Here is a 25,592-nt window from a genome sequence, read left to right on the forward strand (position 1 = left end):
ATTTAGCTGCAAATCCAACACACAATTTCAGCGCCAAAACGATTGCATTATGCCGAAGCCATTCAAACTGTTGGCCTTTTTAGTTTGCATTTTCCTGGGGCTCAGGGCCGAAGCCCAAAGGATAACCATCACAGGGACGATCCGGGATACTGCGGGCGCCCTGGTGAGGGGTGCCAATGTCACGGTCAGGGGCAATGCCAGGATCGGAACGGTCTCCGATGACAACGGCCGGTTTATCCTGGATGTGCCCGAAAATTCCATCATCGAATTCAGCAGCATCAACTTCGAAACGCTTGCGTTACCCGCGCGGGCGAACATGAGCGTGATCATGCACCTGTCCAAAAACAACCTGTCGGACGTGGTGGTCACGGCCTATGGTAAAAAACAGCGACGGGAAGCCGTGGTGGGATCGGTCACTTCCGTCAACCCGGAGGACCTGAGGATCCCTGCGAGCAATCTGACCAATGCCCTGGCGGGACAGATTGCCGGGGTTATTGCGTTTCAGCGGTCAGGGCAACCGGGGGCGGATAACGCGCAGTTCTTTATACGGGGCGTTACGACCTTAGGGTACAGCGCCAGTCCGCTGATCTTAGTCGACAACGTCGAATTGACGGCAAACGACCTGGCGCGTCTGAACGTGGACGACATCGCCAGCTTTTCCATTTTGAAAGACGCCAGCGCGGCCGCGCTTTACGGTGCCAGGGGCGCCAACGGGGTCATCCTGGTGACGACAAAGGAAGGCAAGACCGGGAAGGCAAAGGTCAACTTCCGTTATGAACACTCCGTGTCAAAACCGACAAAAACCGTCCAGCTCGCCGATCCAATCACCTATATGAAAGACTATAACGAGGCGGTGACCACCCGGGATCCCCTCGCTACGCCTTATTTCACGCCCAACCAGATCCAAAACGCCACGGCGACCTGGAACCACGCCCCGGGGAGCAATCCCTATCTGTACCCGGCCGTGGACTGGATGAACATGCTTTTCCGGAAACAAACCACCACCCAGCGTGCCAACTTCAGCGTACAGGGTGGGAGCGAGCAGGCCAAATATTATATATCCGGTTCGTACGACCGGGACAACGGGATCCTCCAGATCAGCCCGGTCAACAACTTCAACTCCGGGATGAAGTTCGAGAACTATCAATTGCGTTCGAACGTGAACGTCAAGGTCACCAAGACGACCGAAGCGGTTGTCCGGTTGTGGGGGAACTTTAACGACTATACCGGTCCCATCACCAGCGACCAGTCCGGGCTGGCCACGGATCTCTACGACCGGGTACTGCATACCAGCCCGGTGTCCTTCCCGGCTTTTTATGCACCCGATTCGGCCAACCTGTTGACCAAACACATCCTCTTTGGCAACAACACGTCACAAACAGGGAGCCTGCAGGACAATCCTTATGCGGACCTGATGTATGGGTACAAGAACTTTTCCGAATCCCGGATGTCCGCGCAGTTCGAGCTCAACCAGACCTTTAATTTCATCACGCGCGGTCTTGCTTTCCACGGGATCTTCAGCACGAACCGGTACTCGTATTTCGACCAGCAGCGATCCTACAAACCGTTTTATTATGACGTCGCCAGCGTCAATCAGTCCACCGGGCAGTATACACTGAACTGGATCAACAACCAGCCCGGCGCCGCCCAGGAATTCCTGAGCTACTACCCGGGGAGCAAAATCATCTCGACCTATATTTACATGCAAGGGTCCATCGACTACGATAGGTCCTTTGGAGACCACCATGTCAGCGGTACCGTGTTGGGCACCCGCGAACAAACGGTCACGCCTAACGCCAACGACCCCATCACGAACCAACCGTCCCTCGCGGCTTCTCTTCCCGCCAGGAACCTGGGTTTATCCGGGCGGGCATCCTATTCGTTCAAAGACCGGTACTTCCTCGAATTCAACTTTGGTTATAACGGTTCCGAGAAATTTGCCCCGAACCACCGCTTTGGTTTCTTCCCCACCATCGGCGCGGGATATGTGATCTCCAACGAATCCTATTGGAAGGGCGGCATTTCCCGGTTGATCACCCGGCTAAAAGTCAGGGGCAGTTACGGCCTGGTGGGGAACGACAACATCGGCCAACAGCGTTTCTTTTACCTCTCCAGCGTGACGCCCGACGGCGGCCCGGGCGCCACCTTTGGCAGCACCAACGGTTTCTCGTTGAATGGAACGACCATCCAGGCGTATCCCAACCCCGACGTCACCTGGGAAACGGCGCGTAAAAGCAACGTCGCCCTGGAAATCGAAGTGCTGAAGAACTTCAACCTCATCGCCGAATTCTACCACGAATACCGCTACAACATCCTGATCCCGCGCGGGTATATCCCCGTGGAAACGGGCATCGAAAACAGCGCCGCAGCCAACCTCCAGGCCAACCTGGGGACGGCGTATTCGAATGGGATCGACCTCCACCTGGATTACAAGCAGCGTTTCTCGAAGGACCTCCAGGTAACGGTGATGGCCAACTTCACCGGGACCAGCAATAAGGTGGGGCACCTCGAAGAGCCGCAATATCCTTATCCATACCTGTTCCACTCGGGCCAGCCCATCAACGAACAATTCGGATACATCGCGGAAAGGCTTTTTGTGGACGACAAAGAAGCCGCCAATTCCCCCTCCCAGCTCTTTGGCGGCAACCCGCCCCAGGGTGGAGACATCAAATACCGGGACATCAACAAAGACGGTGTCATCAATTCCTACGACCAGGTGCCGCTGGGGCTGCCGACCACGCCCGAGATCATTTATGGGTTTGGTTTTTCGGCCCAGTACAAACAGTTTGACCTGAGCGCCTTTTTCCAAGGCGACGCACGGGTTTCCTTTTTCATCAACCCGACCGCCCAGAACAACGCGTATTACGGGCAGTATGGTACCGCGCCCTTTGCCAACAACGCACAGCTCTTAAAGGCTTACGCAGACGACCATTGGACGGAGGAGAATCAAAACCTCTACGCCCTTTGGCCCCGCCTGTCGACGTATGAGAACAACAACAACGAACAGACCAGCTCCTGGTGGCTCCGGAACGGCAACTTTATGCGGCTGAAGTCACTGGAAGTGGGGTATTCCCTGCCCAGGGCCTGGTCGCGCCGGATCTTCCTGGACAACGCCCGGATTTATTTCAACGGGTTAAACCTGTTGACCTGGGCGCCCTTCAAGCTCTGGGATCCGGAGCAGTCGGGTCAGGGTTTCAGCTACCCGATCCAAAAAGTACTCAACGTGGGCGTAAACTTAAATTTTTAAGACATGAAGAACGTAGTCTATATAGCGCTGTTGCTCCTGTTGACCACCAGCTCTTGTAAAAAATATTTGGACGTCACCCCCGACGACGTGGCCACGCTCGCCAGTTCGTTTAGCAACGCCAACGAGACCGAGGCCTACCTCTTCGGCTGTTATTCCAACCTCCAGGCCCTGGCTGACATCCGGCGTAATGCGGGCTTTACGACCTCGGGGGAGGTGATTTTCCCCATCAACCTCAGCGACCGGACGACCTTGGGCGGCGCGGGCGGAGACGCCGGCTTTACGATTATGCAAGGTCTTCAAAACGCCGACAACCCGCTTTTGAACTATTGGGACGGGTACAATATGGGCTTGAACCTCTGGCAGTCGATCCGGATGTGCAATACTTTTTTAGCGAACGTCAACACCACCCCCGGCCTGCCGCCATATCAAGCGCAGCGCTGGATCGCGGAAGCACAGTTTCTGAAGGCATACTACCACTACTGGCTGATCCGCATGTACGGCCCCATCCCCATCGAGGACGTGGCCCTGCCGGTCAACGCCACCACCGACCAGGTGCGGGTCCCGCAACAAACCGTGGATTCCTGTTTCAATTACGTGGTCAACCTGCTCGATACGGCCATTAATAATCTGCCTGCGATCATCGAAAATACCGCGGCGGAACAGGGCCGGATCACCTCCACCATCGCCCTGGCCGTAAAAGCGGAGGTACTGGCTACCCAGGCCAGCCCCCTCTTCAACGGCAACCCCGACTACGCGGGGATGGTGCGCAAGGACGGGACACACCTGTTCTCCACCACGGCCGATCCCACCAAATGGCAAAGGGCCGCCACCGCCTGTCAGGCAGCGATTGCGGCCGCCAACGCTGCCGGTGCTTCGCTTTACCAGTTCAAGCTCAACGGGAACGTGGTACACATGAGCGACAGCACCGAAGCGTTGCTCGCCATACAAGGGGCCATCACCGAAAGCTGGAATCCGGAGCAGATCTGGACGCTCAATCCGTACTTCGGCTGGCAGTACATGGCCGCGGCACGGACCAACGCCGACGCCGCCTCCAACGTCTTTGCCGTGTATTCCAACTTCTCCGTACCCATCGCGGAATCGGAACTGTTCTACACCAATAACGGCGTGCCCATCAACGAAGACAAAAACTGGGACTATGCCAACCGGTATACGCTCCAGCCCGGAGACGACGCCCACTTCTATTATATCAAAAAAGGCTATCCGTGTGCCAAGGGCAACTTCGACCGGGAAAACCGGTATTATGCCGACGTTGCCTTTGACGGGGCGATCTGGTTTGGGTTGGGCAATACCGACGATAACAATGCCAACTTTGTCAACGCGGTGAACGGGTATGCCGCCTGGCCCGACGCGCTCCGGGGGAACGCGACCGGTTATTGGGCCAAAAAACTGGTTCCCTACCAAACCTATTTCGGCCAGACCAGCGTAGGATACAACTATTCCTGGCCGTTTATGCGGCTACCCGCCCTCTGGCTGTTGTATGCAGAATGCCTCAACGAAGTCAGCGGACCCAGCGCACAGGTCTATCAATACATCGACATGGTCAGGGCAAGGGCCGGCCTCCAGGGCGTACAGGCATCCTGGGCGCAGTACTCCAACAACCCCGGCAAACCCGGCACCCAGGCGGGGCTGAGGGCCATCATCCACCAGGAACGGCGGATCGAGCTGGCCTTCGAAGGCCAGGCCGGTTGGGACCTGCGCCGGTGGAAGGAATTGCAGGGCGTCATGTCCGGGCCTTTCCAGGGTTGGAATGTCAACCCCGCCTCTAACAACTTTACAACACAAGGATATTATCAACTGGTCAACTATTATCAGCCGGTCTTTAGCGTCAAAAACTATATCTACCCGATCCAGACATACGACCTGCTGACAAACCCCAACCTCGTACAAAGTCTTTACTGGTAAACCCACAAGTATGAGAAATCGCATTACGATTGCACTGCTGATGACACTGGCCGCTGCGCACTTTGGCTGTACAAAAACGGACAGTTACAATACGATCGTGTCCACGGACAAAACCAAACCCGGCCCCGTGACCAATGTACAGGTCACGAATTTCAGCGGCGGGGCCATCCTGACGTATACGCTTCCGAACTCACAGAACATCCTGTACGTACAGGCCAACTACATGATCAATGCCAAGGACAGCCGCCAGGCCAAGTCCTCTTACTATTCCGATACCGTTACGGTCAGCGGTTTTGCCCAAAGCCAGGACTACCAGGTGACCCTGACCGTGGTCAGCCGCGCGAATGTGTCCTCGGACCCGGTGACGGTCACCGTTCACCCCACGACGCCGCCTTATTTGCTGGCTATACCGACGGTAAAGATGGTGCCGGACTTTGGGGGCGTAAACATTACCGTTGCCAACCCCGCAAAAGCGCCCATCGGGATCATCGTCATCGGCCCCGACAGTACCGGCAAATTGCAGATCATCGACCAGAACTATACCAACCAGGACTCCTCGAACTTTAGCCTGAGGGGATACGACACCCTGCCCCGCCAGTTCGGTGTGTACATTACCGATCAATGGAACAACTATTCCGATACGGTATACGCCACGATCAAGCCGATCTATGAGGTCGAGATGAACAAAAGCCTTTTCAAGAAATACACGCTCCCTTCGGACGTGCTTCCGTTCGACGACCAAAGCTATTGGGATGTGCAAAATCTTTGGGACAACAACATCAATGAACCGACCTACAATACCGAGCAACCGATTACGCCCCTGGTATGGCCTTCCTGGGTCACCTTTGACATGGGAGAGAGCGCCAAACTGAGCCGGTTCAACCTGGTCGGCCGGACGGGAGACAATCCAACCGGGGGATTTATGTGGGGCTATGGCACCCCTCAGGCCTTTGTGCTCTGGGGTCGGCCGGATGTACCCATGGACGAAAACATGCCCGACAGCACCAACCTGCCGCCCGTGGGCGGGACCACCGCGAACGGCTGGATCAACCTGGGTGAATATCACTCCCCGGCCAAACCCTCGGGGTTACCCAACCCCCAGTTTACCAGTGCTGACCTCGCGTTCTGGCAAGCTGGCTTCAATTTCAATTTTGCGCTCACGCTGCCCAAGGTCCGGTACATCCGTTTCGAGTGCCTGACCAATATGGGTGGGACCAATAATTTCTTTGACATGAACGAGCTCACCTTCTGGGGAGATCCTCGATAAAATATTTGTGCAATGAAACGATACCTCATTATAGGCTTTCTGGTGATCCTGTCCTGCGGAAAAAAGCCGACCGCTTACCGTTCTTTCCTGAATGGGCAGGAGATCACTTATCCCGGTGTTATCCAAAACCCCACGGTCTATCCCGGTGACCTGCGGCTGTTGCTGACCTGGCATCCCAGCACCGATCCCAGCGTGGCGAAGTACGTCGTGTATTGGAACAACAACGCCGATTCCGTCATCATCCCGGCTACGTCCCACAATCCTGCCGATACGGTGAAATGTTACATCAACAACCTGTCGGAATACACGTATACCTTTTTTGTCAATTCCTATGACTCCGCCGGGAACAAATCCGTCACCGCGGAGATCGACAACGCCCGGGCTTATGGCCCCATCTACCAGGCTTCCTTACACAACCGGTTGCCGGATCCCACCACGCCCTTCGTGGTCAACGCCGACGGATCCGTCACCCTGAAGTTTGCGACGCCCGATACCGTCAACATTACGACCACCATCAACTATACTAATGCCGCGGGGGTGGCGTCAAAAAGCGCCATTGGCCCGGCCGACAGCCTGGTCACCCTGCCCAGCTATCAATCCGGCGCGTCCGTGCTGGTACAGTCTTCCTACCTCCCGGTCACGCACGCCATCGACACGTTCTGGACGTTGAAGGCCGATACCTTCCCGCAGATCTTCAAGCTCGTCCAGTGTGACAAAAGCATTTTTGCCGAGATCGACGAGCCCACCGATATGAAGCCGTATCAATCCAGCACGAACGTAGCGATGCTCTGGAACGGCAGTACCACCCCCCAGGGCTACCCGAATATTTTTCACAGCGACGGGGCCAACAACCTGCCGCAGACCATCACGATGGACATGGGCAAGGTATACAACCACCTGGCGGTTATCCAGGAGATCGGGCGGAACTGTTGCCACAACCCCAACGACTTCGAGGTATGGGGCATAGCCGACACCACCGGCGCCTTTCCGACATTGGCCAGCAACGATCCGGGTTGGAAGGCTTCCAATATTGCCCATGGCTGGACCCTGCTGACCGAAGCCTTCCGTTCGGACGACGGGTCCGCGCCGATGAATTTTAATTTTATTTCCAATCCTCCCCCCGTCCGTTTTATCCGCGTGCGCGTGATCCAGACGGTGGACCAATCGAATTATGTGAACATGACTCAGCTCACGTTCTGGGATAAAGAATAGCTATGAAGCCGTTGATATTGTTTTGCGCCTTGCTACCGCTCCGTGCCTTGTGCCAGCTTCGTTTGTGGTACGACCGTCCCGCCACCCGCTGGGAAGAAACCCTTCCTTTGGGCAACGGCCGCCTCGGCATGACCCCCGACGGGGGTGTCACGCACGAATCCATCGTCCTCAACGACATCACCCTTTGGTCCGGCTCACCCCAGGACGCCAACAATTATGAAGCGTATAAACAGCTGCCCCGTATCCGGGCGCTGCTGCTGCAGGGGAAGAATGACGAGGCGCAGGCGCTCATCGATCAGTCTTTTATTTGCACAGGGCCGGGATCCGGGGGGACGCGCTACGGATGTTTTCAAATGCTTGGGCGTCTCGACCTGGATTTCGGTGACGGCGCCCCTTCGCTGGCGCCCGCGCCTGACGCCTACCATCGCGAGCTCTCCCTTGACAGCGCCCTCGCCCGCGAAACCTACAGGGTCGGTGGCGTCACCTACACCCGCGAATACCTCACCAGCTTCGATCACGACGTGGACATTGTCCGCATCCGCGCGAGCAAACCCGGAGCCATCAATTGTAAGATCGGCATTAGCCGCCCTGAGCGCGGGTCGTCGAATGTCACCGGAGATCTTTTGCAATTGTCCGGCCGTTTGGACAACGGGACTGACGGCAACGGGATGCAATACCTGGCTAGCGTAAAAGCGCAGTGTACCGATGGCACATGCCGGCCGGAAGGCAACACACTCGCGGTACGCGGAGCCACCGAGTTGACCATCTATGTATCCGCGGGTACGGATTTTCGCGATCCGGGTTTTCGGTCGACCGTGGCCCGGAACCTCGCTACGGCGATCCACACGCCGTTTGCCGCGGAGCTGCGGCAACACGTTGCCCGATACAGGGCCTTGTTCGGCCGGCTCGATCTGAAAATCGGTGACGGTGGGAGCGCCCTCCCCACCGACGAACGTATTTCCGCCTTCCACGACCACCCCGAAGCGGACAACGGCATGCCCGTCCTGTTTTTCCAGTTTGGCCGATACCTCTCCATCTGCAGCACCCGGGTGGGCTATCTGCCCCCCAACCTGCAAGGGCTTTGGGCCAATGACGTACATACGCCCTGGAACGGCGATTATCATCTTGACATCAATGTAGAAATGAACCACTGGCCGGTGGAGGTGACCAACCTCTCCGAGTTGAACCTGCCGCTGGCTGACCTGGTCAAAGGCATGGTCCCGGAAGGCGAGAAAACGGCAAAGGCGTATTACAACGCCCCCGGCTGGGTCGCCCACGTCATCACCAACGTCTGGGGTTGGACGGAGCCCGGGGAGTCCGCGTCCTGGGGCGTTTGCAAAGTGGGATCCGGCTGGTTGTGCAGCAATCTTTGGGATCACTATGCTTTTACCAACGACCGCGCCTATCTGGCGGACATCTATCCGGTGTTAAAAGGGGCCGCGCGTTTTTACAACAGCATGCTCATCGAGGATTCCGCCAAAGGCTGGTGGGTGACGGCGCCTTCTTCTTCCCCGGAGAATACCTTTTACCTGCCCAATGGGAAGACGGCGAGTATCTGCATGGGACCCACCATCGACAACCAGGTCATCCGGGAGCTCTTCGACCATGTCATCACGGCTTCGAAGGTCCTGGGCAGGGACGCCGCCTTCCGCGACACCCTTGCCACGATGCTCACCAAAATACCACCGCCCGGGGTCGTTGCCCCCGACGGCCGTCTGATGGAATGGCTGGAAAACTATAAAGAAACAGACGTCCACCACCGTCATATTTCCCACCTCTATGGTGTTTACCCGGCGACCCTGATCACGCCGGATGCCACCCCCGCGCTGGCGGAGGCCTGCAAAAAAACCCTGGACGCCCGGGGCGATGACGGCCCCAGCTGGTCCATTGCTTATAAGCTCCTGTTTTGGGCAAGGCTACACGAGGGCGACCGCGCCTACCGGTTATTTACGACGCTCATCCGCCCCACGACCCGCACCGACATCAACTACGGGGCCGGTGGCGGCGTTTACCCGAACCTTCTTTCCGCCGGTCCGCCGTTTCAGATCGACGGCAATTTCGGCGCCACCGCCGGGCTTGCCGAAATGCTGCTCCAAAGTCACGAGGGCTATATCGACCTCTTGCCCGCGCTGCCCTCCGCCTGGGCCTCCTCCGGTCACGTCCGCGGGTTAAAAGCCAGGGGGAACGTCACCGTCGATATGACGTGGAAGGACGGGAAGGTCACGGATTATCGACTGAGGTCGGCTACGCCGCACCAGGTAAAAATAAAGGTAAACGGGGTCATTAAGTATGTTCGAACAAGCTAAATTTAAGGCATGAAAAACATTGCCTTTAGCCTCGTTCTCGCCCTTTCGGTTTGCAGCGCCGCCGCCCAACCCTACGGGCAGATCCGCGACGGCCTCCACCGTCCCGGCGAACAGATGACCGTTGCTTTCTTAGGCGGTTCCATCACCTACAACCCCGGTTGGCGGGAGAAGGTCTGCGACTATCTCCGGACACGCTGGCCCCAGACCACCTTCCGCTTTATCGCCGCGGGCATCCCGTCCTTAGGGAGCGTCCCTCACGCGTTCCGTCTGCAACAGGACGTGCTCGATTCCGGAAAGGTCGACCTGCTTTTTGTGGAGACGGCCGTGAACGACCGCGTCAACGGCACCGACAGCCTGCTACAGGTCCGCGCGCTCGAAGGCATCATCCGCCACGCGCGCCTGAGTAATCCCGCCATGGACATCGTCATGATGGCGTTTGCCGATCCCGATAAGACAAAGGATTATACCTCCGGGCGAACGCCGGTGGAGGTCGCCAACCAGGAACTGGTGGCCGGGCATTACCGTTTGCCTTCGGCGAACATTGCCTATGAAGTGTACGACCACCTTCGAAAAGGCGAATTCAGTTGGGAAAAAGATTTTAAAGACATACATCCTGCTCCTTTTGGGCAGGAGCTCTACTTTCAGAGCATACGCCGGCTTCTGGAGGCGTGCTGGGTGACGAAGGCGGGGGTTGCGCCGCAAGGCAGCGGGGCGCCGGGCCCTGCGCCCCGCCCCCTTGACCCCGCGAACCTCTCTGAAGGGCAATATGTTCCCGTATATGATGCGGCGTTCGACTCCACCTGGACCCTGTCCATGGATTGGACTCCCGCCGACAGCGCCTCCACCCGCAAAGGCTTTGTGCATGTTCCAGTGCTCTCGGCCGTTACCCCCGGCGCGACGCTCACGCTGGCCTTCCGCGGCACTGCCGCGGGAATTGCCGTTCTCTCCGGTCCGGACGCAGGCGCCATCACCTATTCGATCGACGACGGCCCCGCCAGGACGATGAACCTGTATACGCAGTGGAGCAGCTGGTTGCACCTGCCGTGGTACGAGGTGTTGGGTAGCGGGCTCGAAGAAGGTCAGCATCTGCTAAAGGTGACCATCGCGGACAACAACGACCCCCGCAGCAAGGGCCACTCGGTACGCATCGCCCACTTCCTGGTAAACGGTCCTCCGGCCAGCACGCCAAAGAAAGATGTCGCCGATTTCATGCGCCAGCGCTTCGGCCTTTTCATTCACTGGGGCCCCGTAACCCTCAGGGGCACGGAAATCGGCTGGAGCCGCGGACGCGAGGTTCCCACGGAAGAGTACGATACCCTGTATAAGGAATTCGACCCCGCTTTGTTCAACGCGGACGCCTGGGTAGCCGCCGCAAAAGCAGCGGGTATGCACTACCTGACGATCGTCGCCAAACACCACGATGGGTTTTGCCTCTGGCCGACGGCGTACTCCGATTTCAACATCATGCACACCCCGTTTAAAAGGGACGTGGTGGGCGAACTCGCGGAGGCTTGCCGGAAACAACACATCCACTTCTGCATCTATTCCACCGTGCTGGACTGGCACGACAAGGACTATGGCCCAAATATGCCCGCTTTTGTCGCGCGGATGAAGGGGGAGTTGAAAGAACTGATTACCCACTACCATCCGTATATGCTTTGGTTTGACGGATATTGGGAAAAGCCATGGACCATGGCATACGCCCGGGAGGTATATGCTTATATCAAAAGCCTGGACCCGGATGTCGTCGTCAACAACCGCCTGGGTAAGGATCCATCGACGCTGTATGGTACCAGTGCGGTGGGAGACTTCCTGACCCCCGAACAGGAGATCGGCCGGCTCAACATGGTGGAGCCCTGGGAAAGCTGTATCACCATCGCCACCCAGTGGGCCTGGAAGCCCAACGACAAGGTCAAGACCCTGGCCGAATGTATCCACGCACTGGTGCGCACGGCGGCGGGTAACGGGAACCTGTTGCTCAACATCAGTCCCATGCCGGACGGCCGCTTCGAGGCCCGGGAAGCCACCCGTATCCGGGAGGTGGGCGAGTGGCTGAGCCGTTACGGAAGCAGCATCTACGACACGAAAGGCGGTCCGTATACCCCGAATGATGTCTATGCCAGCACCCGCAAGGGAAAGCTGGTGTACATCCACCTTATGCAACGCCCTTCCGATACCTTAACGCTGCCCGCCCTCGCGGGAGCGCGGGTACTGCGGGCCTATTGGATGGGTGGGGGAGAACAGGCCTTCCAGCAAGGAGACAACCTCATTTTTCCTTTACCAAAAACACTCCCCGATCCCAACAGCGCCGTGCTCGTGCTGGCGCTGGATACCGACGCGGAACAACTTCCCCTCGTTCATGATCAACACCATTGATGTCAGAGACGTGCGCTTTCCGCTGGAGCATGGCGCCGGTAGCGACGCCATTCATCGCGACCCCGTGTATTCGTATGCCGTCACCTTGCTGGGGGACGACAGCGGGCATACGGGCAGCGGTCTTGCCTTTACGCTGGGCGAAGGCAACGACCTGGTGTGCAAAGCCGCGCATTTCTACGCCGAACGGCTAAAGGGAATGGACATCGAAGACCTGATGGGGAGCTTTGGACGCATCTTCCAGGAGCTGTCCAACGAACAGCAATTCCGCTGGCTGGGCCCCCACAAAGGCGTGGTCCACCTCGGGCTCGCTTCCGTCACCAATGCCTGTTTCGACCTGTGGGCGAAACGCCGGGGCGTGCCCCTTTGGAAATTGCTGATCGATCTTTCGCCCGAAGCGGTCCTGGGGTTGCTGGACCTTTCTTACCTGGAGGACGTTCTTCCGCCGGAAGCAGTGCTGCGGATGCTGACATCAAACGGCGCGTCCAAAGAGACCCGGATGGGCATCCTTAAAAAGGGCTATCCCGGTTACGATACATCGATCGGCTGGTTCAACTACCCCGACGAACAAGTACGCGACAACGCCCGAAAGGCCGTGGCCGAAGGATTTACGGCGATGAAGCTGAAAGTCGGTTCGCCCGATTCCGAACGGGACATCCGCAGGGCGCACCTGGTCCGCGAAGCGGTCGGCGATGCGCCCCGGATCATGCTCGATGCCAACCAGCAGTGGAGCCTGCCCCGGGCGCTGGGGGTTTGCCGGAGGCTGTTGCCCATGGATCCTTTCTGGATAGAAGAGCCCACGCATCCGGACGACGTGCTGGCACACGAAACCCTGGCGAGGGCGCTGGCGCCGGTAAAACTGGCCCTGGGGGAGCACGTCCCCAACCGCGTCGTGTTCAAGAATTATCTCCAGACCGGCTGTGCCGGTTTTATACAGGTGGACGCCGTCAGGGTAGGGGGCGTGAGTGAATTTATTACCGTCAGTCTTTTGTGCCGTTTGTACGGCATTCCCGTCGTCCCGCATGTAGGCGACATGGGTCAGCTCCACCAACACCTGGTGTTGTTCAACCACATCGCGCTGGGGCACGACGCCCTTTTCCTTGAACATATTCCTCATTTGCAAAAGCATTTCGTTCACCCCGTCTCCGTCAGGGACGGTGTCTACCGGACATCCTACGAACCCGGGAGCAGCTGTGACCTCATTTTGCCATGATCCGTACGCTCGATACCGTCATCAGCGTCGCCTATATTGCGGCGATCCTCACCATCGGGTTGTGGGTCGGTCTAAGACACCGCAAGGGTGCCCGCGAATACTTTCTCGCCGGAAAAACCTTGCGCTGGCCGGCCATCGGCCTGGCGCTTTTTGCCACCAACATTTCCACCGTCCACCTCGTCAGCCTTGCCCAAAGCGGCTTCGACACCGGTCTTTTGAACGGGGATTTTGAATGGATGGCCGCCTTTACGCTGATCCTCCTGGCGCTTTTTTTCGTACCCTTTTATATCCGTTCCGGCGTCAGTACGCTCCCCGATTTCCTGGAAAAGCGGTACGACGGCGCCTGCAGGAACTGGCTTGTTGCCGTGTCGATCGTCAGCGCGGTCGTCATCCACATCGCTTTTTCCATGCTGGCCGGGGGGATCGTTCTCAAAACACTTTTTGGCATCAACCTGTATACCAGCGTCATCGTGATATGCCTGGTCACCGCGGTCTACACCATCATCGGGGGGCTCAGGGCCGTCGTCGTGACCGAATCCATCCAAACCGTTGTGCTGATCGCGGGCGCCTGTTGTATCACCGTCGCCTGCTGGCATCGCATGGGCGGCTGGACCGCCATGACGTCGGTGTTGCATGCCCACGGCCAGACCGACCGGCTATCCATGTTGCGTCCCTCCGGTGCCATGCCTTGGTACGCGGTGTTTTTGGGCTATCCCGTATTGGGTATCTGGTATTGGTGCGCGGACCAGACCATCGTCCAGCGCGTTTTAGGTGCCAAGGACGAACAAAACGCCAGGGTCGGGCCGCTTTTTTGCGGCTTTATCAAGATCCTCCCGGTCTTTATTTTCGTGCTGCCCGGGTTGTTTGCGTATGCCTTAGCCGCCACCGGTAGACTGGATGTGCGCAGCCTGGGTGGCGACAGCAAAGGCATCTACACACTGATGATCACCCAACTGCTGCCCAGCGGCCTGGTGGGTGTGCTCGTCGCGGCCCTCTTGTCCGGTTTGATGGGACAGGTGTCCGGGGCGCTGAACTCCATTGCCACGCTGGTGAGCTACGACCTTTACAAACGCTATCGTCCCGGGGCATCCGATAAAGGACTTGTCCTTGCGGGAAGAATTGCTGCCGGGGCTTCGCTCATTTTTTCGCTCGCGCTGCTCCCCCTCCTCAACCGGTACGAAAGCATCTTCAACGGGCTCAACGACATCATCGCACACATCGCCCCGCCCATCACCTGTGTTTTCCTGGTGGGTGTTTTTTGGAAAAGGGCTTCCGCCCGTTCCGCCCGGCTCACGCTTTGGATCGGTTCCGCGCTGGGCGTGGCTGCCTATGTGTTTGTAAGAAACGTGCCCTTTATGATGATGGCGTTTTACCTGTTCGTGTTGTGCGTGGTGTTGCAGGTGTTTTTTAGTGTCGTGTACCCGGGAGAAGCACCGGACGGCCTTTACTGGCGGTCTCCCCTGGATCCCCTGCGCAGCCCCGGCTGGAAAGGGATCGGCAACTACAAATTCCTCGCCGGAACGCTCATTGTCGTGATGGGCATCCTGTTCTGGCTTTTTCATTGATGCCTATGTTGAACAATAAAGTGATCTTTTTGACGGGCGGCTCGACAGGCATTGGTCTTGAGTGCGCCCGGAAATACCGGGAAGCTGGGGCTTCGGTCGCTATTTTTGCCAACGACCCCGGGTCGGTGGCGACTGCTTCCGCCGCCCTCGATGTGCTGGGAATCGTCGGTGACGTAGCCTGCGCCGGGGATGTCTCCGGCGCCATCCAGCGTACATTGGATCGCTACGGAAGGATCGACGCGATCCATAACAATGCGGGCGTCGCCCAACCTGCCAAACCCCTGCACGAGACCAGCTCGCCGGAGTGGGACTTGTTGTTCGACGTCAATGTGAAAGGCGTTCTCCACACGACGCAGTTTGGTTTGGCCGCGCTCCGGGAGAGCCGGGGCTGTATCCTCCAGACCAGCAGTCTTGTCGGCCAGATCGGCCAGGAAAACCACGCCGCCTACGCCGCCACCAAGGGCGCGCTCGACGCGCTCACCAAATCGATGGCCATCGACTATGCACGGTATGGTATCCGCGTGAACGCCGTTGCCCCTGCGGGCGTCTGGACACCTATGCTCCGGGAATGGGGGGCGGCACAGCCCGATCCCCAGGGGATCAGCGACTACCTGGATGCGATCCATCTGCTCGGGTATTGTCCGGAAGGGGACGTTGTCGCCGATGCCTGTGTGTTCCTGGTGTCGGAGCAGGCGCGGTTTATTACGGGGTGCGTGATGCCCGTTAGCGGGGGAGCGGAGCTCGGGTACCGGCGCTAAGGCGCCTGCGCGTCGCGCGATGCCGCTACTCTGTGGCGATGCCCCACTGCTTTGCCGGCTGCGGCCCCATCGTCAGCTCCAGGGTGCCCCCCGCCATCACGTCCGAAAAGTCGAGGTAACAAAGCTTGTATGGCTTACCGTTCAGGCGCGCCCGCTGGATAAATATATTCTTCGCGGAATTCCCGCGCGCCACGACCCGGAATGTTTTCCCGCCCTCCACCTGAATCGTCACGCTTGAAAAGACCGGGCTCGTGATCTCCATCCGTGTACTCCCCGGGCAAAGCGGGTACAACCCGGCTGCCGACAGCACATACCAGGCCGACATCTGCCCCTCGTCGTCGTTCCCCACGAGCCCCTCCACGGCGTTGTGATAGGCCCGCCGGCAAATGGCGCGGGTCCACTCCTGGGTCAGCCAGGGTGCCCCCAACCGGTTAAAAAGATAGGCCACGTGGTGCACGGGTTCGTTGGCGTGGTTATAGTAGGGGTTCCACAACATGGGCCCCGGTGTATTTTGGAAAAAACTGACCAGGTCCGCGGTCGCCTTCCGCCGGCCGCCCATGAGGGCGACCATGCCATTAACCTCATGGGGCACAAACCAGCCCTGTTGGTAAGGATTGCTTTCGACCGTTCCATATCCATCCGTCAGCCGTCCACCCGCCGGCCACGGTTCCCAATCCCCGTTTTTGTCCCGGGGCCGGAACCAGTGATGGGTAGAGTCCCAGACGTTCCGGAAGGCTTCCCCCCGGCCCAGGAAGCGCACGACGTCGTCCGTATGACCCGAGGCTGCCGCCAGCTGCGCCATGCACCAGTCGGAATAGGCGTACTCCAACGTCTCCGAAATGCTGCCCGGGCTATATCCGCGGTCCCCATTTCCAAATTGGGCCGCGGTTTTTAGACAAGCCGCGTAGGCTTTGTCGATATTGAAAGAGCGCATACCCTTAACGTACGCGTCCGCGATGACGACGATCGCCGGGTTCCCCACCATACACCCGCTATAGGCATTGAGGAATTCCCATCGGTCATAGTAACCCGTCCCGTTCTCGTCCGCCAGCGCCGTCATGGAACTGATCAGGTCGCTCACCACATCCGGCCGGATGATGGTCAGCAAAGGCATTTCACTCCGGAACACATCCCAGCCGCTAAAAACGGACCGTTTGACAAACCCGTCCGCCTTGTGCGGTTGTCCATCCCCGCCCGGGTAATTCCCATCCACGTCTCCGAAGATCCTCGGGTCGATCATGGCGTGGTACAATGCGGTGTAAAAACAATATTTATCAGTCTCGCTCCCCCCGGTCACGGCAATGGCGTTTAACGCGTCCGCCCAAAGCGCCCGCGCCTGTGCATGCACCGCGTCGAAGTCCCAACTGGGGATCTCGGCTTCCAGGTTTTTTTGTGCACCGTCGACGCTCACAAAGGAGATCCCGGTTTTTAGGATCACCGGGTCATTGTCCACCGTAGGGAACTCCGCAAAAAAGCCAAGGTGTTTGCCCTGGGCGTCTTTTGCCATACGCGTTATGTGCGCGTTTTGCACACTGTCCTGGTAACGGTCGCTCGTCACGTCCTCTCGTCGCCGTCCCCAACCGTCGGGTATATTCGCGCTCCACACGCCATACCGCGTCAGGGGTTTGTTGAACCGGGCGCAGAAAAAGACGGTATAGTTCGGCTGACCGGCCCCGTCACCCCAGCCCCCGCCATCCGGCGTACACTTCATCCAGCCCTCGATCGTAGAGTCGTCCACGACCTTTACGGATTGTTCCACCGACGTGCCGCCCACGCGTCTCGCCAGGTCGATTTGCACCCTGGATCTTTTGGAGGAGGGAAAAGTAAAACGCATCATCCCGCAATGCGGCGTCGCCGTCAGCTCCGCCCGGATGGAAACGCCCTCTTCCAGCGTTACCGCGTAATACCCCGCCGAGGCCGTCTCGCTTTTTTTGTCATACGGCATCCGGTACCCATCCCTGCCTCCTTCCGTTCCCGGGTTGGTCCTTAAGGCGCCCACCGCGGGCATGACCAGGAAGTTCCCCAGGTCCCCATACCAGCCTATCCCGCTCATCTGCGTGAGGGCAAAGCCTTCCATCGTTTTGTATTCGTAGCTGTAGCCCGATCCGTTGTCACCGCCGGTGATCGTGTTGGGGCTCACCTGCGTCATGCCAAAAGGGGTGGTGGCGCCGGGAAAGGTTTTGCCCAGGCTGCCGCCTTTTATGTTGCGCGTCGTGGCGCCGATGAAGGGGTTGATGTAGTCGATCGGGGCTTTAGGGAGCACCGCGCTGACGCTCGCAGTGCGCTGCACTTGCGCTTTGGTGGTAAACATCGCGGCAGCAAAAAGGCAGAAAAGGATAGATCGCATGAGGGCGGGTTAAGTGCCCCAAGTTAAGCCCAATTTTCAATCCGTGGCCCTCCTTTTCTCCGCCTTAAAGTTACGTCAAGCTATACGTTTACTTTAGGGGGTAAAGTCAAGCTACAGCTTGACGCGAATTTAAGGCGATTAAAAGGGGGGAGAAAGTTCCAGAAAATAAAAATAATATACGAATTCCAATCTTTTTTATTAGGTTCAGGGTACTAAAAAATTACGCCATGAGAAAAGCCTTATTCCTCTTCGTTGCTCTTTTTTCCATTCCCCTTCTGATGCCCACGGCCAAGGCCACCGGGAAATCCTCAACCGCGCAGCTCCACTTCGTAATGGGTTCCTTTCTCCAACAGGGCTACACCGTTGGATACGTCTTCAACACGACAACCAATACCCTTGAAGAGCTCGTTGTAGAAAACGCTGCCGGGCAAGAAGTGCCTATCTCCACCTGGACCGGGTCGGTAACAGGTAACCCGAATACCTGGGTAGTAACATTCTCCAACGTTTATATTTTACTTTCCAACGGTATCGAGCTGGGGCCCATCAACTATCAGTCCTAGAGAGTCCCCGCAACTTTTCCGGATCGATAATCGCGTTAATCTGCAAGATCTTCCCGGTCTCCGGTGAGATATCAAACACCTGGCACGCCTGCAACCGGTCACCATTGTAATACAGGATAGCCGGCTGGTGATTGATCTCCGCCTCGCGGATCGTCGTCTGGGAGAGGAAGGCGAAAAAGGTCCTGACCTGCAACGCCGCCACCGCTTCCGCACCGGCCAGGAACTTCGCTGCAATCGGCAATTTCCCGCCCCCGTCGGCGTAGAACGCGATGTCCGCTGCCAGCATATCCTCCAACCGGGCCAGGTCCCTGCCCCGGATCGCGTCGATATAGTTGTGGAGCAACGTATTTGTCCGCGCATCCAGTTGGCTCACCGCTGCCGGTTTGAAAAGCTTTTCGCGCGCCCTGCTGAGTAACTTCCGGGAATTCTCCACGGAGAAAGACAGGATCTCCGCGATCTCCTCGTGCGAATAGTCAAAACTTTCCTTTAGGATAAAGACCGCCCGCTCCCGGGCGTTTAACCGCTCCAGCAACACCAGCAGCGAATAGGACAGGATGTCCTTCAGGTACAACCCCGCATCCGCCGACTCCGTCGCTACCGGCTCCGGCAGCCACGAGTCTTCCGACAGCGTCCGTTTTTGCCGCTGTTTTTGGTTGATCGAATGGTTGATGACGCTTTTGATCAGGTACGCCTTCTCGTTCATGACGCCCTCCCGTGGCTCCGTATGGTGTTTGATCAACACCTCCTGCACCGCGTCGCGGGCATCCTCGGCCGAGCCGAGGATGTTGTACGCGTACGGGAAAAGGATGTTCGTATAGTCCGTCATTTTAATAGGTGCCAGGTTTATAGTTGCCGGCCGGTGTCCGGAAAACCTTGTTGATCCGGTTCCAGGTCCCGGTCATAGAGATCCCTAAGGTAATGTCCGCGATTTGTTCTTTGGAAAAATATTTCTCCAGCTCGGCAAAAGTCGCGTCCGACGCCTCGTGGTGGGCAGTCAGTTCCTCCGCCAGTTGGAACGCCGCGCGTTCCGCGTCACTATAATAGGGGGAATCTTTCCAGGCCGGCATCCCATGCAGCCGCTGCTCCGTATCCCCGGCGGCGATGGCGTCCTTATGGTGCATGTCCAGGCAAAAAGCGCAGCCGTTGATCTGCGACACCCGGTACGCCAGCAGGTGTTGCAATTTCGGGTCGAGCTGGGCGGAGTGCATAAACTGGCCAACTTTCAAAAGGGTGTCCAACATCCCTTTGCGGGTGTCTTGGAAGGTGATTCTGGGTTCCATAAACGTTATTTTCCAACAAGACACAAAAGCGCTCCGCCGCGTGACAAAGGCGCGGGATAAAATTCAAATTATTTTTCACCCTGCCAATCCACCACCCCAAAATCCGTCAGCAACCGGCAGATCTTCCCCTCCGCATCATATCCTATATAGCTGCCATAGAACCCATCCCCCCAGCCCGTGGAAAAGACCGCGACGTTTTGCCCCTTGAACCTGTATACCCCATAATCCCAGGTATCCCGGGTATGCACCTTCATACTGTATATAAACATACTATCTGTCATGGCGGAGTCTAGTTTGTCGTCTGCTTGCATCACTGCGTTGGCGGCACTGTCGATAAAAAGCCCGATGCCTCCGTCTACTCCGTACCCATAATATGAAGTATCGTACAACGGGAGGGGCTTTTGCCCGCGTAACAGGGCCATTTCCCAACGGGCGACGGGGGCGGGCGAAAACAGGATGCGGCTGAAGGCTACCCGCTCGTCTGTCTTAATGGTGGCGATGGCCAGCTGGACGGGGAAGGCGCCTACCGGAAAATCTGCCAAAAAGGGCACCCCGTCCTTAACGGTCACGGGGCAATCGGCGATCACCTTTCCGGTCGTCACCTGTAGGTCGCCGATATGGATGGGGCAGAAACGCAGGCGCGTTGAATGCTGCGTAAGCGTGGTCCCCTCAAAAAAAGCAGTTTCAAATATCAGGGGACGGACAGAGACCGGATAGACATTGTGTCTGACCGTGTCGAGTTTTTCCTTGGAAATGGGATATTCTCCGTTCCGGGATTCGCAACCCGCCAATCCGATCCATCCAAGCAAGAGTAAAGTCCGCATAGCCGAATATAGAAAAAAAAGCCGCCCCTAAAAAGGAGCGGCCATATATAATCCAACTGCAAAAAAGAAAATCAGTACCCTGGATTCTGCCTCAGGTTCGAGTTGTTTTCGATGGCCGTCAGCGGAATTGGGAAAAGTTGCTGGTGGGTGTCTCCATCGGGGGTGTGGTCCCACCAGGAGCCGGTGGAGAAGGTGCCGAAACGGATGATGTCCTGGCGGCGCCAGCCCTCGAAGATGAATTCGCGTCCGCGCTCATTGAGGAGCTCGGGGAGGGTGAGGGTGGCGGTGGTATAGGCTGCGGATGGCCAATAGGTCGCGCTGAAGGCGCGTTTTTTGACGGCATTGATGAGGTCGACGGCGGCCTGGGGGGCGGTGCCGCCGTTTTGGCGCATGAGGGCTTCGGCCTTGGCGAAATAGATCCAGGAGAGGCGGTAGATGGCCCAGTCGTTGCTGAAATAATTGGGGTCGGTGACCTGGCCGGGTTTATACTTGTTAAAACGGACCCCGCTGTTTTCTTCGCCGGTGGTCATGTTGGACGGCAGGGTGTTGGGGTTCTGACCGGGTTGAAGGGTGATGTTCTTACGGATATTGTCTACAAAAACAAGGGGTTGACCGGCATACTCCCTGTACCCGGGTACGGGCTTGGTGGGGTCGGTGAGGTAGTACTGGGGACCGATGAAGAACCAGTCCTTTTTCCGGTAGTCGCTATCCTGGTATTGGGTGTAGGTACCGGGGATGAGGACGATCCCGTTGTTCCCGTTGAAGGTGCCGTTGTAAATGTATTGTTCGTTGAAGTGATAGAAGTCGGAATTGTAGTTGCACCGGAACGTGGACTTCTGGTAGTTATAGCCCATACAGAAGATGATTTCCGGGCTTTGGTAGTTGGTGTTGCTGTAGGTGGAATTGAGGTCGGTATCCAGCGCCATAGATCCTCCGGTCTGGGAACCCGCGGTGGAGTTGATGAGGGAGTCGCAGACCGAAATACAATCCGCCCAGCGTTGCTTGCCGGTCCATTTTTCGGCGTTGAGGTAGAGCTCGGCGAGCATGGCGAAGGCCCCGGCTTTCGTCATCCGGCCGACCATGGAAGGGGTCAGGATGGGGACGAGGTCTTTATAGGCCAGGATTTCGCTTTCGCAGAACTGGAAGACGCTGTCTTCGGACATGGTGGGGGGACTTGTGGGCGTACCGACGGCGGTGACGACGGGGATATTCCCATAGAGGTCCATCAGCTTGATATAATAAAACGCCCGGAGCAAATGGAGCTCGGCAATGAGTTCCTCGCGCTCGGATTCGGTGATCCCCATCTGGGTGGCGGTACGGCTTTGGAGGTTGTCGATGGGGTCGTTGCAGTACCCGACACCGGTATACATCAGGTTCCAGGGGTTGAGGACGATGTCCTGGTCGTCGATGACCCAGGTGTGGTAGTGTAACCGGATCCAGTTGCCGTTGTCCTGGCCGTCGACACCCTTGATGGGCCAGGCGAGCTGGTCGCCGGCGAGTTCGCTGACGCGCCAGTAGCCGACCTGGCCGGAGGAAGTGATCCAGGCGTTGGTGTGGGTATAGGGGCGGAGAACGGCGGAGATGACCTCGTTCTCGTTATTATAATAATTGGCGGTGATAAAGCTGCTGTAGTCTGTTTCGTTGAGCTTGGTACAGGAGGCAAAAAGGACCAGTACCAGGAGGAGTCTCACTTTCATGGTATGATGATTTAGAAACCGAGGTTTAGGCCAAGTAAAAAGGAACGCGTGTCGGGATAGGCATTCTGGGAGTCGATCCCGGTCGTCAGACCGGTGTCTTCCACGAAGTCGGGGTCGTTCCCTTTGTACTTGGTAATAATGGCCAGGTTGCTGCCGCTGGCATAAAGCCGCAGGGAGCGGATGAGCGGTGTACGAATGCGAAAGGTATACCCCACGGTGACGTTGTCCAGTTTGAGGAAGCCCCCGGGTTGGAGGTAGTAATCCGAATATTCGTAAGTGTCGTTGAGCTGGTTGTACTTCCCAAAGGCGCTGTTCAGGACGTTTCCGGGGAGGGTAAACTTGTTCCCGTAGTCAAGGTCCATGGTGTTGAGGATCTTATACTTGAAACGGCCGCGGAAAAAGATGCGCAGGTCCCAGTTCTTGTATACGAAACTGTTGGTCCAAGACAGGATGTATTTGGGGATGCCGTTCCCCAGGATGGTGTAGTCGGATTGGGTGATACCGGACAAGGGCACTTTGGTCTTGCCGTCGGCCTTGTAAAACAGCCAGTGACCGGAGGTATCGAAGCCGGCAAACCGTTTCCCGTAGAAGTTCCCGATGGCGCCGCCTTGGTCGATGCGCAACGCGTTCCCCAGGGCGCCGGGGCCGGAGATCCCGCCCAGGTCGAGGTGGGAGAACTGGTAAAGGGAGTTGGAAAAGGAAATCATCTTGTTGGTCGTATAGCTGCCGGTGACGTCCATCTTCCAGGTAAAATCCCGTTGCTTGATCACGGTGCCGCCCAGGGTCAGCTCGATCCCTTTGGAAGACATGGAGCCTACGTTGGTATAGATGCTGGACTGGACGTAGGGTGGCAACTGGGTGGTATAGTTGTACAAAAGGTCGGTGGTCTTCCGGTAGAATACGTCGACGGACCCCGTCAGGCGGGCGTTCAAAAGGCTAAAGTCCACGCCGACGTTGGTTTCGGCTTTCTTTTCCCACTTCAGATTGGGGTTGGGGTTGTTGCCGGGACCATAAGTCTGGCGGTAGACCCCATCAGGGTAAGCATACTGGCCGCCGGTGGTCAGGGTCACCAGGGATTGATAGGGCGCGATGCCGGAGTTTCCCGTAACACCGTAGCCGGCGCGGAGCTTCAGGTCGGTAAAGATCCTGGTGTGGCGCATAAATACTTCCCGGGTGATGTCCCAGCCCGCGGATACGGCGGGGAAGTCGCCCCATTTGTGGTTGGCCCCGAATTTGGAGGACCCCTCGTGCCGGAGACTGGCCTGGAAAAAGTACCGGTCGAGGTAGCTGTAGTTGACCCTTCCAAAAAAAGCGATCAGGATTTCTGCTTCTTTATAGGAGTATTCGCTGGCTTTGCCGTCGGCCAGGGCCTGACCGATCCCGATGTTGTTGTCGGTGGTGACGTCGTTGATAAAACCCTGGTTGCTCATGCTGATGTCGGTCTCGGTATGGTATTGGTAATTGTACCCCGCTACCGCGTTCACATGATGAGAGACCCCAAACTCATGGTTGTATTCAACAGTCGGCGTAAATGCATAATCAGTCACCACCGTGTTGCCCTGGTAGGCATACCCGCCGCCGGGGTAGGTGCCGTTATACAGGGACGCGTCCGAATTGAGGTCTTCGTATTCGTTGTCGTTGTAGCTGTCGCGCATCACCGAGCCGAAGGCGGCGACCTTCAGCCCCTTGTACACTTCCAGGCCGAGGCTGGCGTCCGCGGAATTCGTGGACTGGTCCCGGAGGTAGGTGGTTTGGGCGATGTCGGAAATGGGGTTGCTCGTCAGCTTGGACGTATAAAAAGCGCCTGTCGAGTCGTGGATGGGGAGCGTCGGGATACGGGACAGGGCCTCCTGCCACTGGCCGCCCCCTTCCAGGTTGGCTTTGTTGAAGTTGGTGACCAGGTCCACGTGCCCGGTCATCCGGCCGCCCATGCCCTTTTGATCGATGCTGAACCGGGCGCCGTACTGACGGCGGCTGTTGGCCTGGGCGATGCCTTCCAGGTCACTGTAATAAATGCTGGCCCGGTAGCTCGTGTTCTCCGTCCCCCCGGACATGGAAAGATTATGGTATTGGGTAAGGTTGTCCTTGTTCACCAGCGAATCGAACATATCGGTGTTGGCGCTGTACTGCCCCTCGGTGTAAATGGGCGTCAGGTTCGGATAAAGACCGCTCAGGGCGCGCTGCCGGTACTGGGCAGCGGTCATGAAGTCGGGTTTTCTCCAGACGAAATCCTTCCGGAAGTAGGTCGAGTAGTCAAAACGGGGTGGACCGGCGTGCCCCTTTTTGGTGGTGACGATGATGACACCCCCGTTGGCCTGGGTCCCATAGATCGCCGCGGCGGAACCATCTTTCAGCACGTCGATGGACGCGATGTCGTCCTGTTGCAACAGGTCGAGGTTCCCGCCGGGGATCCCGTCGACGATCACCAGGGGGGAGATGCTCCCTGTCAGGGAGGTGGCGGACCGGAGCTGGATCGAAACCCCGGTGTTGGGGTTGGTGCCCCCGGTCCGGGTGATTTCCAGACCCGCTACTTTGCCCTGGATCAGGTCGAGGGCATTGCGGGCGCCGCCCTGGTTAAAGTCTTCGGGTTTGACAGAGGCCACCGCGGAGGTAATCTCTTCGCGTTTCAGGGTGCCGTATCCCACGACCACCACCTCGTTCAACGAACGGGTGGCGAGCTGTAGGGATACCGTCACAAAATCGTTGGCGCCCACCGATATTTCCTGGCTGGTATAGCCCACGGAGGTGAGGACCAGGGTTTTGACGTTATCCCTGACCGTGAGGGTGAAGGCGCCTTCGGCATTGGTGCGCGTACCGGCGTCAGCCCCCTTGACCTGGACGGTGACGCCCGCCAGGGGTTCGTTGGTCCCCGCGGCGGTGACCTTCCCGGAAATCTTCCTGGTTTGCGCACTCGCCGCGGCGGCAAGCACGGACAAAGCAAGGAACAGAACAAGCATTTTTCTCATAAGGAGTTCGTTTGAGCGAAAGTAGCCCCCCTCTTTTCCGAAACCTGTTAACGG

16 protein-coding genes are annotated in these 25,592 nt (G+C 57.7%); 10 read left to right on the forward strand and 6 right to left on the reverse strand.

Annotated elements, in window-relative coordinates:
• The first annotated feature begins 49 nt into the window (after nt 1-49).
• Genes EDB95_RS23280 through EDB95_RS23320 form a run of 9 tightly spaced genes read left to right on the forward strand, consistent with a single transcriptional unit; the run spans nt 50 to nt 15,864 of the window.
• Nucleotides 50-3,247, forward strand: coding sequence for a SusC/RagA family TonB-linked outer membrane protein (locus tag EDB95_RS23280; protein WP_133998083.1), 3,198 nt, complete (start codon nt 50-52; stop codon nt 3,245-3,247).
• A 3-nt stretch (nt 3,248-3,250) separates the two neighbouring features.
• Nucleotides 3,251-5,170 (forward strand): RagB/SusD family nutrient uptake outer membrane protein, encoded by a 1,920-nt coding sequence (locus EDB95_RS23285; RefSeq protein WP_133998086.1) that lies wholly within the window; start codon nt 3,251-3,253, stop codon nt 5,168-5,170.
• A gap of 10 nt (nt 5,171-5,180) precedes the next feature.
• Nucleotides 5,181-6,437 carry a DUF4959 domain-containing protein gene (locus EDB95_RS23290; RefSeq protein WP_133998089.1) on the forward strand — a complete coding sequence of 419 codons (1,257 nt, stop codon included), beginning with the start codon at nt 5,181-5,183 and terminating at the stop codon, nt 6,435-6,437.
• A gap of 12 nt (nt 6,438-6,449) precedes the next feature.
• A complete protein-coding gene (locus tag EDB95_RS23295; RefSeq protein WP_133998092.1) occupies nt 6,450-7,649 on the forward strand; it encodes a DUF4998 domain-containing protein in 1,200 nt (399 codons plus the stop codon).
• A gap of 2 nt (nt 7,650-7,651) precedes the next feature.
• Complete coding sequence (locus EDB95_RS23300) at nt 7,652-9,955, forward strand: glycoside hydrolase family 95 protein (RefSeq protein ID WP_133998095.1); 2,304 nt, start codon at nt 7,652-7,654, stop codon at nt 9,953-9,955.
• Nucleotides 9,956-9,964: 9 nt separating this feature from the next.
• On the forward strand, nt 9,965-12,331 hold the full coding sequence (locus tag EDB95_RS23305) for an alpha-L-fucosidase (RefSeq protein WP_133998098.1): 2,367 nt from the start codon (nt 9,965-9,967) through the stop codon (nt 12,329-12,331).
• Nucleotides 12,315-13,541 (forward strand): enolase C-terminal domain-like protein, encoded by a 1,227-nt coding sequence (locus tag EDB95_RS23310; RefSeq protein ID WP_133998101.1) that lies wholly within the window; start codon nt 12,315-12,317, stop codon nt 13,539-13,541. Before EDB95_RS23305 ends, EDB95_RS23310 begins: the two co-directional genes overlap by 17 nt.
• Nucleotides 13,538-15,106 carry a sodium:solute symporter gene (locus EDB95_RS23315; protein ID WP_133998104.1) on the forward strand — a complete coding sequence of 523 codons (1,569 nt, stop codon included), beginning with the start codon at nt 13,538-13,540 and terminating at the stop codon, nt 15,104-15,106. The genes EDB95_RS23310 and EDB95_RS23315 overlap by 4 nt, the downstream gene beginning before the upstream one ends.
• Nucleotides 15,107-15,111: 5 nt before the next feature.
• Entirely contained in the window at nt 15,112-15,864 is a 753-nt protein-coding gene (locus EDB95_RS23320) for an SDR family NAD(P)-dependent oxidoreductase (protein ID WP_246073772.1), read from the forward strand.
• Nucleotides 15,865-15,889: 25 nt separating this feature from the next.
• On the opposite strand, the gene EDB95_RS23325 is transcribed toward EDB95_RS23320, so the two are convergent.
• Entirely contained in the window at nt 15,890-18,211 is a 2,322-nt protein-coding gene (locus EDB95_RS23325) for a GH92 family glycosyl hydrolase (RefSeq protein ID WP_133998109.1), read from the reverse strand.
• Nucleotides 18,212-18,438: 227 nt separating this feature from the next.
• Between EDB95_RS23325 and EDB95_RS23330 the strand changes: the two genes are divergently transcribed.
• A complete protein-coding gene (locus EDB95_RS23330) occupies nt 18,439-18,771 on the forward strand; it encodes a hypothetical protein (protein WP_133998112.1) in 333 nt (110 codons plus the stop codon).
• On the opposite strand, the gene EDB95_RS23335 is transcribed toward EDB95_RS23330, so the two are convergent.
• The 5 genes from EDB95_RS23335 to EDB95_RS23355 form a co-directional block, all read right to left on the reverse strand.
• On the reverse strand, nt 18,755-19,597 hold the full coding sequence (locus tag EDB95_RS23335; RefSeq protein ID WP_133998115.1) for a sigma-70 family RNA polymerase sigma factor: 843 nt from the start codon (nt 19,595-19,597) through the stop codon (nt 18,755-18,757). The two genes, EDB95_RS23330 and EDB95_RS23335, sit on opposite strands and share 17 nt — an antisense overlap.
• A gap of 1 nt (nt 19,598) precedes the next feature.
• Nucleotides 19,599-20,051: a carboxymuconolactone decarboxylase family protein gene (locus EDB95_RS23340; protein ID WP_133998117.1), complete on the reverse strand. Its 453-nt coding sequence runs from the start codon at nt 20,049-20,051 to the stop codon at nt 19,599-19,601.
• A 68-nt stretch (nt 20,052-20,119) separates the two neighbouring features.
• Nucleotides 20,120-20,875, reverse strand: a complete 756-nt coding sequence (locus EDB95_RS23345) for a DUF4241 domain-containing protein (RefSeq protein WP_133998120.1) — start codon at nt 20,873-20,875, stop codon at nt 20,120-20,122.
• 71 nt (nt 20,876-20,946) lie between these two features.
• Nucleotides 20,947-22,572 (reverse strand): RagB/SusD family nutrient uptake outer membrane protein, encoded by a 1,626-nt coding sequence (locus EDB95_RS23350; RefSeq protein ID WP_133998123.1) that lies wholly within the window; start codon nt 22,570-22,572, stop codon nt 20,947-20,949.
• Nucleotides 22,573-22,583: 11 nt separating this feature from the next.
• Nucleotides 22,584-25,538 (reverse strand): SusC/RagA family TonB-linked outer membrane protein, encoded by a 2,955-nt coding sequence (locus tag EDB95_RS23355; protein ID WP_246073773.1) that lies wholly within the window; start codon nt 25,536-25,538, stop codon nt 22,584-22,586.
• Nucleotides 25,539-25,592: the final 54 nt, after the last annotated feature.

Origin of the sequence: Dinghuibacter silviterrae (genome assembly GCF_004366355.1) — a bacterium.
Classification (GTDB): Bacteria; Bacteroidota; Bacteroidia; order Chitinophagales; family Chitinophagaceae; genus Dinghuibacter; species Dinghuibacter silviterrae.

Bases quoted from the DNA above. Each gene is read 5' to 3' on its own strand.
- EDB95_RS23280 (WP_133998083.1), top strand. From the start codon at position 50: ATGCCGAAGCCATTCAAACTGTTGGCCTTTTTAGTTTGCATTTTCCTG.
- EDB95_RS23285 (WP_133998086.1), top strand. From the start codon at position 3,251: ATGAAGAACGTAGTCTATATAGCGCTGTTGCTCCTGTTGACCACCAGC.
- EDB95_RS23290 (WP_133998089.1), top strand. From the start codon at position 5,181: ATGAGAAATCGCATTACGATTGCACTGCTGATGACACTGGCCGCTGCG.
- EDB95_RS23295 (WP_133998092.1), top strand. From the start codon at position 6,450: ATGAAACGATACCTCATTATAGGCTTTCTGGTGATCCTGTCCTGCGGA.
- EDB95_RS23300 (WP_133998095.1), top strand. From the start codon at position 7,652: ATGAAGCCGTTGATATTGTTTTGCGCCTTGCTACCGCTCCGTGCCTTG.
- EDB95_RS23305 (WP_133998098.1), top strand. From the start codon at position 9,965: ATGAAAAACATTGCCTTTAGCCTCGTTCTCGCCCTTTCGGTTTGCAGC.
- EDB95_RS23310 (WP_133998101.1), top strand. From the start codon at position 12,315: ATGATCAACACCATTGATGTCAGAGACGTGCGCTTTCCGCTGGAGCAT.
- EDB95_RS23315 (WP_133998104.1), top strand. From the start codon at position 13,538: ATGATCCGTACGCTCGATACCGTCATCAGCGTCGCCTATATTGCGGCG.
- EDB95_RS23320 (WP_246073772.1), top strand. From the start codon at position 15,112: ATGTTGAACAATAAAGTGATCTTTTTGACGGGCGGCTCGACAGGCATT.
- EDB95_RS23325 (WP_133998109.1), bottom strand. From the start codon at position 18,211: ATGCGATCTATCCTTTTCTGCCTTTTTGCTGCCGCGATGTTTACCACC.
- EDB95_RS23330 (WP_133998112.1), top strand. From the start codon at position 18,439: ATGAGAAAAGCCTTATTCCTCTTCGTTGCTCTTTTTTCCATTCCCCTT.
- EDB95_RS23335 (WP_133998115.1), bottom strand. From the start codon at position 19,597: ATGACGGACTATACGAACATCCTTTTCCCGTACGCGTACAACATCCTC.
- EDB95_RS23340 (WP_133998117.1), bottom strand. From the start codon at position 20,051: ATGGAACCCAGAATCACCTTCCAAGACACCCGCAAAGGGATGTTGGAC.
- EDB95_RS23345 (WP_133998120.1), bottom strand. From the start codon at position 20,875: ATGCGGACTTTACTCTTGCTTGGATGGATCGGATTGGCGGGTTGCGAA.
- EDB95_RS23350 (WP_133998123.1), bottom strand. From the start codon at position 22,572: ATGAAAGTGAGACTCCTCCTGGTACTGGTCCTTTTTGCCTCCTGTACC.
- EDB95_RS23355 (WP_246073773.1), bottom strand. From the start codon at position 25,538: ATGAGAAAAATGCTTGTTCTGTTCCTTGCTTTGTCCGTGCTTGCCGCC.